This window comes from Collimonas sp. PA-H2 (assembly GCF_002564105.1).
GTDB lineage: Bacteria > Pseudomonadota > Gammaproteobacteria > Burkholderiales > Burkholderiaceae_D > Collimonas.
Window position 1 is genome coordinate 4,830,534 of the sequence record NZ_PDBX01000001.1, and the last position, 14,328, is coordinate 4,844,861.

At 56.3% G+C, this 14,328-nt stretch carries 9 protein-coding genes; all 9 read right to left on the minus strand.

Annotated elements, in window-relative coordinates; genetic code table 11:
* Positions 1–35: 35 nt before the first annotated feature.
* From BCF11_RS28545 to BCF11_RS22235, 9 genes are read right to left on the minus strand one after another with little or no spacing between them, the layout of a single operon-like run.
* Positions 36–2,579, minus strand: a complete 2,544-nt coding sequence (locus BCF11_RS28545; RefSeq protein ID WP_098496664.1) for an EAL domain-containing protein — start codon at positions 2,577–2,579, stop codon at positions 36–38.
* Positions 2,576–6,232, minus strand: coding sequence for a response regulator (locus tag BCF11_RS22200; protein WP_143751410.1), 3,657 nt, complete (start codon positions 6,230–6,232; stop codon positions 2,576–2,578). The genes BCF11_RS28545 and BCF11_RS22200 overlap by 4 nt, the downstream gene beginning before the upstream one ends.
* A gap of 55 nt (positions 6,233–6,287) precedes the next feature.
* Positions 6,288–7,442 (minus strand): ABC transporter substrate-binding protein, encoded by a 1,155-nt coding sequence (locus tag BCF11_RS22205; RefSeq protein ID WP_233212592.1) that lies wholly within the window; start codon positions 7,440–7,442, stop codon positions 6,288–6,290.
* A gap of 10 nt (positions 7,443–7,452) precedes the next feature.
* Positions 7,453–7,887: a type IV pilin protein gene (locus BCF11_RS22210; protein WP_098496667.1), complete on the minus strand. Its 435-nt coding sequence runs from the start codon at positions 7,885–7,887 to the stop codon at positions 7,453–7,455.
* A gap of 10 nt (positions 7,888–7,897) precedes the next feature.
* The gene (locus BCF11_RS22215; RefSeq protein WP_233212593.1) at positions 7,898–11,422 is read right to left on the minus strand and encodes a pilus assembly protein; all 3,525 of its coding nucleotides are present in this window, start codon (positions 11,420–11,422) and stop codon (positions 7,898–7,900) included.
* Between the two features lie 22 nt (positions 11,423–11,444).
* Positions 11,445–11,960 carry a PilX N-terminal domain-containing pilus assembly protein gene (locus BCF11_RS22220; RefSeq protein ID WP_098496668.1) on the minus strand — a complete coding sequence of 172 codons (516 nt, stop codon included), beginning with the start codon at positions 11,958–11,960 and terminating at the stop codon, positions 11,445–11,447.
* Positions 11,957–13,039: a PilW family protein gene (locus tag BCF11_RS22225; RefSeq protein WP_098496669.1), complete on the minus strand. Its 1,083-nt coding sequence runs from the start codon at positions 13,037–13,039 to the stop codon at positions 11,957–11,959. The genes BCF11_RS22220 and BCF11_RS22225 overlap by 4 nt, the downstream gene beginning before the upstream one ends.
* On the minus strand, positions 13,036–13,575 hold the full coding sequence (gene pilV, locus BCF11_RS22230) for a type IV pilus modification protein PilV (protein ID WP_098496670.1): 540 nt from the start codon (positions 13,573–13,575) through the stop codon (positions 13,036–13,038). The genes BCF11_RS22225 and pilV overlap by 4 nt, the downstream gene beginning before the upstream one ends.
* Positions 13,576–13,586: 11 nt before the next feature.
* Positions 13,587–14,189, minus strand: a complete 603-nt coding sequence (locus BCF11_RS22235) for a GspH/FimT family pseudopilin (protein WP_199110995.1) — start codon at positions 14,187–14,189, stop codon at positions 13,587–13,589.
* Positions 14,190–14,328 lie beyond the last annotated feature (139 nt).

Here is a 14,328-nt window from a genome sequence, read left to right on the forward strand (position 1 = left end):
TTTGTTTGGCGTATCGCCAAGTGGCTTGCGATTTCCTATTTCAAAACAGGCGCATTGACAGGCTTGATTTCCTGCGCCGGATTTTTACCTCTTGTGCGTGCTTCGAAGCGACGAAACGACTCTCCCACATGCTGCCGCAGCAGCCGGTCATCCCACGGCTTTGTCAGGAATTTATAAACGGTTGCTTCATTGATTTCGCCAGTCGCCAGCTGTATTTCGGAATAGCCGGAAAGCATGATGCGGACTATATGCGGATACAGTCCCTTGACGCGGCTTAAGGGATCGATTACCGGTATTTCCGGCTTGCCCAGGTCAGATACGATGACGCCGACAGGATGGATCGCCAGCAGTTCCAAGGCTTCAAGCGGACTGCTGCTACTGAAGATCTGATAGCCGTCCGGTAGTAAAAGACGATTGAGGGAGGCCAGCGTTTCTTCATCGTTGCAGACCAGCAGCAGAGTGCGCTTGAACGGATCGCCGGGGCGGTTGTCACCCGGCAAATGCGTTCCTGCGCCAAGCAGCGCATCCATTTCGTCTATCGGCAATGGCCGGCTGAAATAGTAGCCTTGCATGGTGTCGCAGCGGTTATTGCTTAAAAATCCCAATTGACCTTCCGTCTCGACTCCTTCGGCAACTGTCGTCATATGAAGAGACTCGGCCATGGCAATGATGGATTTGGTGAGCGACGCGCCATCGACGCTATTCGTCACATCGGAGATGAAGGACTTATCGATCTTCACTACGTCGAAGGGAAATTCCTTGAGATAGGAGAGACTCGAATATCCGGTGCCGAAATCGTCCAGCGTTAAAATTACACCTATCTCTTTGAGACTGCGCAGGGTTTTCACTGCGGTTTCCCGATCTCGCATGAGCACGCTTTCCGTCAGCTCCAGTTCCAGGTATTCGGCGGCGAGGCCGCTCTCAAGCAGCGCGCTGCGCACCAGCTCGACAACATTTTGCTGCCGGAACTGGCGCGCCGATACGTTGACTGCCATGCTGAGCTCAAGATGCCCCGCGGCTTGCCAGGCTTTGGCCTGGACGCAAGCCGTTCTCAATACCCACTCGCCTATCGGTACGATCAATCCGGTTTCTTCCGCCAAGGGAATGAAGCTATCCGGAGGGATCAAGCCAACTCCCGGACGACGCCAGCGCAGCAGCGCTTCGACACCGTTGACCCGGCGGCTTTTGAGATCGACCTTGGGTTGATAGTGGAGCTCGAATTCATGCTGCAGGACCGCCTGGCGCAGTGCATTTTCGAGCTCTGCCTGTTCCTCCACCTGGACGCCCATCTCACGGGTATAGAGCTGGGAGCAATTCCTGCCCTTTTCTTTCGCACTGTATAGGGCGGCATCGGCCGTTTTGAGCAAGGTCTCGCTATTGCCGCCATCTTCCGGATAAATGCTCACCCCAATACTGGTCGTGATATGCAGTTCGTGATCGCCGACAGAGAAGGGAGCGGAAAATGCCTCTAGCACTCTGCGCACCGCAGTCTCTGTATTGTCGGGAGAGCTGAAAGCCGGCAGCATGATGACGAACTCATCTCCTCCCAGCCGTGCTACGGTGTCCTCTTCGCGCGTCGCCGCTTTAAGCCTGGTCGCAACAGCATTCAGCAAACTGTCTCCCGCGGGGTGGCCGAAATTATCATTGATGAATTTGAATCTATCCAGGTCGAGAAACATCACGGCCATATGCTGGCCGCTACGGTTGGCATGAGCGATTGACTGCGTAATGCGGTCGCTCAACAAGTTGCGGTTGGGCAGGTCGGTAAGCGCGTCGTGGTTGGCCAGGTATTCGATCCTTGCCTCGTGCATCTTGCGTTCGGTGATGTCTTGCAAAGTGCCTCGTAGCACCAGGATCCGGCCTTGCTCGCGCAACGTTTCCGCCTGCTGGAGAACAATTCGCTCGTCCCCGTCGGGGCGCGTGATACGGTGCTCAAGGCTATAGCTGATGCCCTCAGTGCGTAGATTCATGAAGCAATAAATCAACTTGGGTTGCTCATCGTTGGGCGCCGCTTGCAGCAGCGATTCGAAACGGGGCGGAGTGTTATTCTCGTCGAGTCCCAGAATTCGATAGACTTCCGGAGACCAGTAACCGTCAGCGCTTTCCGGGTTATATTCCCAGTTCCCCACATGGGCTAATCCCTGAGCATACGTGAGACTGGCCTCGCTGCGAGCCAGATCCTGCAACGCCTCGCTTGCCCGCAACAAGTAGCGCACCCGATGTGGCAGCAGCTTCCAGCGCATAGGCTTGGAAAGAAAGTCAGTAGCGCCGGCTTCAAATGCTTGGGTAATCGACTCGTCATCGTCGTTTCCGGTGAGGACGACAATCGGTATGCGCCTGCCCTCGGGTAATTCACGGATGCGCTTGCAGCATTCGAATCCGTCCATTTCAGGCATGCTGACGTCTAACAGCATGATGTCAGGCTGGAGTCGCCGGAACATCTCGATGCCTTCGATGCCGCTGGCCGCTTCCGCCACCCTGAAACCCTCCGGTTCGAGCGCCTCCACGACAAGCATACGGGTCATCGCGTCGTCGTCGACGACGAGCACCAGGGTAAGCTCTTTGGTTTCTTGGTTCATGCGGCAACCCTTTCCAGAGCAAGCGCTACAAGGACGCGATCAAGTTCTTCCACTGCGTCATTTAATGGTGTGACGGTTGCCGCGACATTCGCGGAGCGCGCCAGTTGTTCGATTTCACGGCAGCTCGCGGCGAGCACCACGGCGCCGACATTTGCACTTGTTGATTTCAGCGTATGGGCCGCATGCCGCAAAGCCTCGGCATCATTTTCCGCGACCGCCTTGCGCATTGCGGCAAGCAAGCGCGGCGCATCCAGAATAAACAGATCGACAACCCGGGTTAGCACATCAGGACGTCCAGGTCTTTGCAAGGAACGCAAGGCCTGCAGCGCTTTCGGGTCGATGCTGGCGGTTTCTATCGTGGTCGGCGTGGTCGGCGTCTCGTCTGCAATTGACACAGGGCTTGGCGTGATTGTTGCGGCTTGGGTCCAGCGTGCGAGCGTCTTTAACAATATGTCGCGACGAAACGGTTTCGAGATATAGTCGTCCATGCCGGCTTCCAGGCAGCGTTCTCTGTCGCCGCCAATTGCATTCGCGGTAAGCGCGATGACGGGTATGCGCGGACAGCCGGTGAGCTGCTCCTGGCGTCGCAGCACTCGCGTGGCCTGGAAGCCGTCCATTTCCGGCATTTGGCAATCCATCAAAATAACATCGAAATCGCCGGTAGCAAGCATGGACAGCACCGCATGACCGTTTTCAGCGATGGCGACGTGGTACTCGGTATCCTCAAGCATTGCTGCGGCGATTTCCTGATTGATCGTGTTGTCCTCCGCCAGTAAAATTTTAACCGCCATAGGGGGATGGGAAGCTGAACTGTCGGCAGGAGCGCATGACGGAGTGATCACCGCCAGCGTGTGGCGCACGGCATTTGGCGCATTTCCTGCCATCGCTGTGACGATGCCGTCGTAAAGATCGGTTCCGCGCACAGGTTTATTGAAGCAATATTCGACTCCCAACTTGCGGGCAAGATTGATGTCGTCGACAGTGTCGAACGAAGTCAGCATGATGATTTTCAGCTGGGCGAGGGAAGTATCGGCTTTGACCGTTTGTACGAGAGCAGCGCCGTCCATGACCGGCATGCAGACGTCGATGATGGCGACATCAAAGTGCGCGTCATGGGCTACGGCGGCGCGCAACTGTTGCAACGCCTCTGCACCACTCGAGGCGCTTACGGCGTCCATCTTCCATTCGCCCGCATGCTCCAGAAGAATGCTGCGGTCGGTCGGATTGTCGTCGACGATCAGTATTTTCACTCCGGCCAGAGATGTCCGTATGGCAGAAGCATGGGTGGCGGCCGTCTCGGCTAGTCGCTCAAAATGCAAGGTGAACGAAAAAATCGCCCCTTGACCTGGCGAACTCTTCAATTCGATTGTCCCGCCCATCATTTCGACGAGCTGCTTGGTGATGACCAGGCCTAGCCCGGTACCGCCATATTTACGTGAAATTGAACTGTCCGCTTGCTGGAAAGGTTGAAACAGATTCGCTGCGACCTCCGGCGCTATGCCTATGCCCGTATCAGATATCGTAAAACAAACCAGATCCTGGCCGTCGCAGCGCACGTCCAGCACTACTTTTCCCTGGTCGGTGAACTTGATCGCATTGTTTATCAGATTCGTAACGACTTGTCGCAAGCGCACCGAGTCGCCTCGGACATTCCGCGGTAGATTCTCTGCCATATGGCAAATGAGATCGAGGTCCTTGCGATGAGCGCTGTGAGCAAGCAAGACAATGACATCGTCAATCGTCTGCCGCAAATTGAATTCGTTTTGTTCCAATGTCAGCTTGCCGGCTTCGATCTTTGAAAAATCCAGGATGTCGTCAATCACCGTCAGAAGAGATTCGCCGGAGCGGTACACCGAGTTGACGAAACGTTGTTGCTTGGCGCTTAACTCGGTGCGCAACAATAATTCGGTCATGCCTAGCACGCCGTTCATGGGGGTGCGGATTTCGTGGCTCATCTTGGCAAGAAATTCCGACTTCGCGCGACTGCCGGCCTGTGCTTCCGCAGTCGCGAGCTTGAGCTGGGTATCACGCTGGTGGATATTCTCAAGCATGCTGTTAAAGCCGTTGATCAGTATTCCGATTTCGTCCGAACCGTGTTCGAGCACCCGCAAAGAGAGATCCTTGCCGCCTCTTATGCGTTCGATAGTGGTGGATAAACGGGAAAGCGGACGAACGATCGAGGCTCCGATTTTCGTATTGATAGCGATGCCGCCGAAACCCAGCAATAACGTCGCTACCATGATGACGATAAACGACGCATTTACCGAACCTTGAACATTCGACACCACGCCTTGCTGCTGCTTGCCGATTTTTTCCACTTGCAAGTCGCTGTAAGCCACTTTTTCCCGCGAAACGACATTTACCTGCTCGACGATTTCGCGTAGCGCAACGTCGCTTGCAAGCACGCGCGCCTTTGCGGTGATGATTCTTTCAGATCCCTCATTGAGTATCCGGATAAGCCGGCTGACGGCATTTGCATCGGTAATATATTTTTTTTTCTGCGTGTCCAGCAGCCCCTTTCTGAACAAAGAATCACTCTCCTGCAACTCTTTGGCTTCGGTTCTTGCAATGGCTACGCTCGCTTTGAATTCGCTCTCCGATTCACTCAGGATCACTCCCCCAATTGCGCTATTGAGCTCGTTGACATCGATGGTGATCGCGTTTCCAGTGTCTTTCACACGTGTCGCTTGCTGCAAGAATGCATTGGCGGCTTCAAGTTCGTGGCGGTCACGGACGAGCTGCATTTCAATCGGGTCGATGGCCTCGGATATCTTTGCGTCAACGGACTCCAATTCCTGGATGATGTTTTTCTTTTCTGAAAAATAATCGGTCTCCGCGCCGATGTTCGTGAATACTTTGGCGCGCAAGGCAATCAATCCGCTTTTGTTGTTGAGAACGCGCTCAACCAATGCAGAAACGGAATTGCCTATTTCCTTGATTTTTGTCGTCTCATCCTGGGCGTAAGAAATATTCTTGATCGCATTTTCCGCAGCTTTCATGCGCTCCACCAGGGGAGTGAGCCGATAGCGGTTCTTTACGGTTTCAAGCTCGCCCACGATGATGATCAAGTCTTTCACCTGCAGCCTGATACCGCTAAATTCTTTGATAATCTGGTTCGAGGAAAGATTTTCCTGCTGTGCCGCGGCGACCACTTTTTCTGCCTGGATATTCAGCGAGTCAATGCTGGTCTTAACGGTGCTTATCGATTGCTCTATATTTATTAACGTGCCTTTAACGTTGCGCGCCTCGTCTCTGAATATTTCGGTATCCCTTAAACGGTCGCTGACCGCAAAATTCATCTTGTTCTGCATGTCCTTATACAAGACAGGATTGATCTCCATGCCTTGCCTATCCAGTTTCTGGATGTCGCGCGTGATGGCCTCGATCGATTTGATATTGCCGTTGATTTCTGCAGAAGATTGCGCTTGTTGCTGACGATCTGTCGACATGCCGAGCTTAAAAAAATTGGCTGACGTTTTTTCGATTGTGCGCTGCAGCTCGCTTGTCTTCAATTGCAATGGTATTGATTCATCGGTCAGCCTGTACACGCTTGAAGAAACACCGGTTAAAGCGACGAGACTTGTCACGGAGATCGCCATCACTCCCAATAACAGCAATCCGGTGCTCGCCATCAGTTTCGTTTTGATTTTCACGAAAACCTCGTTTTTTTAACGCGTAACTTCTCTGTCAGGTTGGACATCGCATGTGTTATTTCGGAATGGTCTCAACCGAGGTTATTTTTCCTTGCGATATTCTGGTCAAGAAAACCGAGTTCGAGGCTTGATGATTGTCCGGCCCGAGATTAAGTTGCATGCCGCCGATATCCAGCCCCTTGATCGATTCGAGAGCGTGGATCAGTCCCAAGCGCGTCAATCCAGAGCCGGTTCTTTCCAGGGCGATTGCCATGGCCCTGGCGGCAATGCATCCTTCGAAATTAACAAATCCGAGCTTTTCCCCTGGGGTATATTTTTCGATCAAGGTTGCGCATTCTCTAGCGAGCGGCAAGCCGCGATTTTCTGGAAACGGGACTACTTGCGATATGACGACGCCGTCGCCGTCGACTCCCAATAGCTTCACCAGATTGTCTGTTCCGACGAAAGACACGGTCGCCAGATTGGCATTCAATCCCTCTCTCTTCGCATCTTTGATAAATGCCGACAGCGGCGTATAAGGACCAGCCATGATCACGACGTCAGGCTTGCTATCGATTAAGGTGGCGAGCCCGGCCTGGATTGCGATCGTACCGCGCTGGAAAGTCGCTTTGGCGACAACTTCGATGTTGCGCCGTTTTAATGCCTGTTCTGTTCCGGCCAGCACCGCCAGGCCGAATCCGTCGTCCTGATAAAAGACTGCAAAGCGTTTGGCGCCTTTATCCTTGATGAAATGATCGACCAGAATTTCCGTTTCGTCTCCGTAGCTGGCGCGCAGATTGAACACTTCCGGAATGACTGGCTTTCGTAAAAGCATCGCTCCGCTGAATATCCCCACGAGAGGTATTTTCGTGTCCTTGATAATAGGCAGGACGGCGTTCGCGGTTGGCGTTCCTACATACCCGAACAAGGCAAAGACATTCATTTCCTCGGTCATTTTCAATGTTGCATCGATTGCCTTGTTGGGATCGTAGGCGTCGTCATCCACCAGCAAATTTATCTGCCGCCCGTGAATCCCGCCGTTGCTGTTGACATCGTTGAAAACCGCCATGGCGCCAACCCGCATGCCTTGGCCCAGCCCGGCGGCCGCCCCGGATTGCGCGTTAACCATGCCCAGGCGTATTTCAGTGTCGGAAATTCCTGGATCCGCGGCATACAGCTGGCCGGTAAGCATCGTGCTAAATACGAAAGAGATAAGCGATTGCCTCACCATGGATTGCCTCCTAGGGGTTCCAGCAGACGGTCTGTGCATTGCCACTGCTATCTTGTGCGGATTTCTGGTTCGCCTGGTCGACGGTCAGGGAGGCACATTTGGTATCTTTAGTTTGTGATCCAATGGAGGTAGCGCTGAGCGTATAGGTCGTTGCCGTCAGGTTGGATAGGGCAACGGAATAAAAGCCCTGCGGAGAGGCTAGAGGAAACGTCGGGAGTGCTGCGCAAGCCTGGCTATAGGAAAAATTCTGGGCGTAGCAACGCTCGACGATCACCTGGTCTTGCGACAATGCCGTCAAGGCATCTGCTCGGCGAGAGTGCAGGACGTAAGACTGGAACGACGGATAGGCGACGGCGGCAAGGATGCCTACGATCGCTACGACTATCATCAGTTCAATCAGCGTGAAACCGCCAGCAGGACGCGTAGTAAAGCGAAATGTTTGCATGGTATCGGCCTTATTGAAGTTGCCACCAGGTCAGGCGCCGTGGCGTGCTGTTAGGATCGATAATGGACACTTGCTGCCCGCCCGACTGGGTAATCAGTTTTACAATCTGATTTTGCTTGTTGGGGCCGATGGGCGTCGGCGCGCTGGAGAAGCCGGTTCCCAGTCCAACGCCGACAGGATTGCTACCGTTCACAACGTCCTTGGCATTGATGACGCCATTGCCGTTGACGTCGAGTTGAGGCTGGATGAACGCGCCGCCGGTCTGGAAATTCAATTCAAGAAGCATTGAGGTGAAGCCGGCGTTGCAAGAGTTGGCAGCCGGCGGCGTATTCAAGGTCGCCAGGAATGCACCGTTGAGCAGCTGCGGCGCAGTGACGATGCGCTGTCCTGCGACAAGAAGATCATCGTACCAGCCGAACTGCTTGCTCCAGTCGATTGCATTGCTGGTATCGGTCAGCACGTCCTGCGGCAAGCCGGAGGATGCGGCGGTAACCAAGGCGAGCGTTTGCGATTGCAAATTGCCGCGCGCCGGCACACTGGTATTCCCCGGTTTATCCCAAATGCCGTATACAGTCTGTTTTTGCTGGCTGCTCAGATCGGTCGAGGTCAACAGCTGGCCGGTGCCGAACATGACGATCTGCCCTTGCAGGCGCGGATAGTTTGGATGCAGCGTGACCAGCGGCGCTGTGGTGATAGCCTGGACATTGCCGCTGGCGTCGCGTGCCTGGAACAGAAGACGCACTACCCACTTGGTCGTATCGGCGTTGCCGACGTCGACCGCCCAGAGATTTCCTTGCAGGTCGCCGGCATAGATCTGCGTGATAGCCTGTCCCTGGAGGCCGTCCGAGTTGCCTATCGCCACAGTTGATAAGCCTTGCGGCAGGCTACTGTTGCAGGCGTTGGCCGAGGTGGTGTTGCTGACCGTCGCGCACAGGTCGATTTTGCTGACGGTCTGCCCGGTTTTCGGATTGAGTGCGTACAGCACGGCCTTGTTATTGGGGCTGTTGTAGCCGTTGCCGAAGAAGACCGCAAAGCCGGTTCCGGTGGTGACGGGGGCAATCTGCGGCTCGCTGTAACCCAGGCCCATGTCAGCCTCGCTAAATTCCCACAGGGTTGCGCTGGCCAGCGCCGATTCGGACGTGAGAGATTGGGGATTGCTTACATCCATGGCGTAGACGGTTTTCCCGCCGGCGGCTTCGCCACCGACCAGCAGCGTGTGCCATGTGCCGTCGGCAAATTGAACGTCGCCGATTTGCGGCGATCCGTCTACAAAGAAAAGATGGTTCTGGTTGTATAGCGGGTTGCTCAGTGCTTGCAGGTTGGCGAAGACACCGTTCGGCACGAAAGCAAACTGCTCGGCCCCGGTCGCTGCATTGAAGGCGTGCAGCATGCCGTCGTTGGCGCCGCCATACAGCATGGGCTGGCGGCTGACCTGGGCTTGCTTGAAAGTGAGATAACTCGCCGAAAAATAAGGAGCCGAGGGTGCGCCGACATAGGCCGGTTGGCTATCGACGATATCGCCGAGAATATGGGAACGGTTGCGGAAGCTGCCGCCGTTGTGCTGTTCCAACGCGCTATTGCCGCGCAAATAGGCGAGCCGGTTCTGGCCCTGTGTGTCGGCAGGCTGCAGCAAGCCTTGCTGCGCCGTGCTCAAGCTGGCCCATTGAAACGGCGCTCCGCCCCCGCTGCCATTATTGAGTGTCGGATTCCAGGTGGCGATGAGACGGCTGCTTGACCAGCCGCCGGCGGATGCCTTGGTATCCAGGAGCGATTGTGCCGACCACAGCGCCGCGCCGGTGGGCACGCCGGTCGCCGGGTTAAGCGCTTTTTCGATCAGATTGCCGGTCCAGTCCTGGTATGGTGTGTCACTCGACGTGAAATTTGATTGATATTCAACGCTGCCATTCTGTAAAGTGGTCGAATTCACGGCCGCCGCGGTCGTCGACAACGAGCCGCTCTGCACTGAAATAAGAATATTGTTGAGGTCGCTGACCAGCGCACTTGGGCTGCTGGCCGGGTAATAGCTGCCGGTGCCGCCGGCAATTGCCATTGCCTGCAAGGTAGCCGCGGCCTGCGGATTGACGGTCGGATCGACGCCCGCGCCGAGGCCGATGACGTAGGTATTGATGCCGGCGCTCTTTAGTTTGGCGAGATTGGCGATCGTATCCGTCAAGGCCTGGTCGTTGGTCGTACCTAAAGAGCCGTCGGCGTTGAAGGTGGCGGTCAAGCCATAGCCCAGGGCCGCGGCGCTGCCTAGCGGTGGCCAGGAGGCGCCGTTCAAGTCCTGGGTAGGAAGGCCGTCGGAAATCAGGACTACATATTGTTTTGGCGTACAGCCGCTGCCGGAGCTTGCCACCGACGCCAGATAACTCTGCGCCTTGGCCAGCAGCCCTGCGGTCGGCGCCTGCCCAGCCACGGCCTTGATTTCGCTGGTTTGCAGACTGTTGGTTTCCGGCGCCAGGTAGGGTACGAATTTATTGACGGCGGTGCTGATGGAACTGGTAGTCGGCACCGTGCCGGCAGTCGTCATCGTCACCAGGACATTGCCATTGGTAGCCGACTGGCTGCCGCCGTAGCCGAACCCCCGCTGCGCATACATCACCTGCGGCGAGTACGGCACGAATCCGGCGTTGGTCGGTCCGGTCGACTGGTTGGCGGACGGTACGCTGCTGGCATACGAGATATTGATGGTGCCGCTATTGTAGTTTGCCAGTGAATAATTAGGCGGGTAGGGCGTACTTGGCGTTACCTTGCCGTAGTTGATATAAATGCTTGCCTGGGAACCGGAATACAGGACGTCGTTGATGTTGGCATCGTCGCTCGATGCGCCTATCTGCATATACAGCGAGGTCGACACCGCGGTCGCCGTATACAAACCGGATTTGGCAATCGCATTGCAATTGCTGTTGACGGTGGATGACGCTGTCAGGTAGCCCAGGCATGGATTGGCGACATATCGATTGCCGCTGCTCTGCGTACTCGTGAATGCAAAGCCGCTTGCGGCGGGAGACATGTAGTAGACCCAGGTCGTATAGAGACTGGTGCCGCTGGTGCTGTAGGTGGCAAGTGCAAAATCGGTATTTTGCATGTAGGCTTGAATGATCGCCTGGATGCCTGCTTTGGCGATGTTCAGGCGGCTTGCGCCGTTGTCGGCAAGATTGCCGCTTTGCGTCACGGTATAAGGCGCGTTTCCCAGGACGTCGGCAGCCTGCAGCGGCGGCGTAAATCCCGCAGGCACCGCATAGGTCGAGGGGGAACTGGAACCGGTGAGCGAGGTCAGGCCGCTGGCCAGGCTGCCCGAACCGATCATGATGGCGCCGCTCAGGGTGCCGTCCATCGATTCCGAGTTGCCCATGGCGATCAGTACCTGAGGATGTACCGGCGACGAAACGGTGAGCGGCACCTGGGAAATCGGCAGGATCACGCTCGAGCCGGCGTTAGCTGGGAGCAGAAAATGCGTCAATGCCGCCAGCAGCGCGGCAACTGCCGCCAGGCCGGCGAATCCGATTCCGGTTCTTCTTTGGCGCGTCATCATTCGGCCCCTGGCATCCTTGTGGCTACTGTTGAATCTGTACGGTGCTTTGCAACATCACCGGGGCGCCGCCACTGGGGCCGACCGCGCGCGCGGTGATGCGGAATACCCAGGTGGCTTTCTTCAAGCTTTGCCCGGGAAGAATGACTGACGGCAGCAGCTCGATAATGTAGGCAGCCGGCGTCTTCGATCCGCCCTGGAAGCTCTGGATGACCGCACTGCTGCCGGCCCAGTTGACGCTATTCCATAGAGCCACACCCGCAGGATTGAAAACATAAAGGCCGTTGTTGTTCGCCAGGAAGCTGTTGGCCGGATAATTGCCCGCCAGAATATTGCTCTGTGCCTGGTTGAGAGCGCCTTCCGCGGTCTGAAATGCAATCTGCACATCGCCGCTGTTGGTAGCAATCCTGGTCTGCGTGCTGTTCAGAGACACCAGGCCGAGCCCGAGCACAGTCAGCGTCAACATCAGCATGATCGTGATCAGCAGCACCGCGCCGCGCTGGGCGGGCGCCGGCAGGAGTGGCGATGGACGAGCGCTCATACCGCATTCCTCAAGTTGATGCTCAGTTCATAGACATGTCGCAAACGCCCGTCCGCGGGGACTGTGACGGTGGTGCCAAGCACTGAGAACTGCCTGGAGGCAGTATTGCTGGTGGTGCCCGACCCCAGCAGCCCCTGGACCAGGAAGCCGAGGCGGATAGCGTAAACCTTGGTCCAGTCGCTTACTGCGCCGGCGGCGACATATTGAGTGACGATGCCATTCGCGCCAATCCCGTAGAGTACTTGCATTGTTTCCACCCCAGGCACCAGCGGCTGTGCGGCCCATGCGCCGTTGCTATAGACTGCCCGCATCAGCGCGCTTTGGTCGCCCACTCCATGGGCAACATAAAATGCGGTTTGTTGAAGCGGGACAAATTGGGAACCAGCGGCATAATTAACCGCCAGCGCAGCACTGCTGTTGGTCATCGCGCCACTGCCGGTGGCATGCGTGATGGTGTTCGCGGAGACCGCTGTGATTTGAAAGATGCTCGCTTTCAGGCAGTCTGAAATTATCCCGATCTGACCTGCACCAAGGCCCGCGGCACTTTGCAAGGTCATCGTGTTGCTGCCGACGGCGATCGCGGTCACGCCGATGGGGCCGGTGTCGGGCGCTGCGCCAAGTAAGACAAGCACGTCGCTGCCGGTTTCGACATTACCGGTCAGCGTGGAATCCAGTGCAGGTGACCAGTCGCCGGCACTGACATCGTTGGCGCTGTTGTCTTGTGCGATGCTCAATGCACTGCCGCTGCCTGCGGTTCCCGCAGCGTCATATCCGGACAGCAGACTGGCCTTGGTGGCGATCGTGCCCAATGGCGGCGGGCCTCCTGCGTTCAGATTCGATAAAGACTGTGTCACCGAGGAGCAGCCGTTAAAGCCGGCTGAGCGTATGACCGGCGTTACAAGTGCAGCAATGGCGTTTTCCGCATTTTGAATTGCGACCTGCGATGCGCTCGACTTGTACATCTGCGCTTGTACCAGATACACGCTGATCACCGCCCCGCTCACGAACAAGCCGATAGCCATAGCCACCATCAGCTCTACCAATGAGAAGCCGCGGCAACGATGGTTCGCCCTGTTCATAGCAATGTCTGCACAGTGAATTGTGCAAGATTGGATTTGGATGCCTGTGTCTGGCTGGCGGCGCCGAGCTTGCCTTGTGCCGGACTGTCGTCCCACTGTACGACGATGGTCACCAGGGTGTTGTTGCCGGTCGGCGCCGCGCCGGTCACAATCGAACCGCTGCCGCTCGGCAGTTGCGCCAGGTCTTTGGCTAGCCAGTACCAGACGTCGTATGCGGCCAGCTGGGTGGCGCTGCACGCAGTCGTACTGCAATCCGGCGATGCCGCCGCCGGGATGACCGGTGTGCCGCCAGTCGTGATGTTGTTGACCGCATAGCCACCGTTGATAGCGGTCTGACTGTTGGCGCGGACACGATCGATGACGTCATAGGCGGACTGTACTGCCTGCTGCTTGATGTAGCTCGAGCTGTTGGCCTTATGCGCGGTTAGCAACAGTCCGGCGATGCCCAGCATGCCAAAAGCCAGTACTACCACCGCGATCAGAACTTCCAATAAGGCAAATCCGGAGTGCCTGCTAGATTTTCTTTTCAGATTCATCGCGGCTCGCTTTACGGGCACGCCAAGGCGCCGCCCCATATTGCTTGACCCGGGGTGGGGCCTTGCTGGATGGATCCTGTGGCAATCACCTGCAATGAACGCGCGAAGGTCGCGCCGCGACTGTCGCAAATCTTGAAATTCGATTGCGTAGCAGCCAGTCCGCGAGAATCAAAGACGATCGCGCTCACCGTCACGCCATTGAAAGGGACTGCAGCCAGTATCGGATCGCGTGGTCCAATCTGATAACTTTGCAGAAGAGCGCCCGTTCCCGTAGCCGGCAGCGTGGTGACGATCCAGCCGGCTCCCCAATTGGCTCCGCACGTCACGGACCCGACAGCGCCTAGCGGACAGACCTGCGCGTTGACATTCTGGGTGAGCGCATTGGATCTGGCGTAATTCAAGGCATTCACAAAGGCATTTGCCTGCGCCGACAAGCGATTGTTCATCAGCATGGAACTGAAGGATGGCATGGCAAGCGCCATCAGGATGGAGGCAATGACGATCGTGATCAACAGCTCAATCAAGGTGAATCCCAGCCGATGCGGAAAGATGGCCGCAAAGCGCTCTAAGAAAAATCGTTCGCCAAATTGCCTGTGTTGAAGAACCGACTGCAATGAATTGCCGCCATGTCGGGCGGATGCAGACCGTGCTGACCGGACGCAACTCGTCGCTAGTTCGGTCGACCTGGAAGAGCAAATTGACATCAAGGCTGTCGGTACAGTCATGGCGATCTTTACCTTATGTCTACAGTCG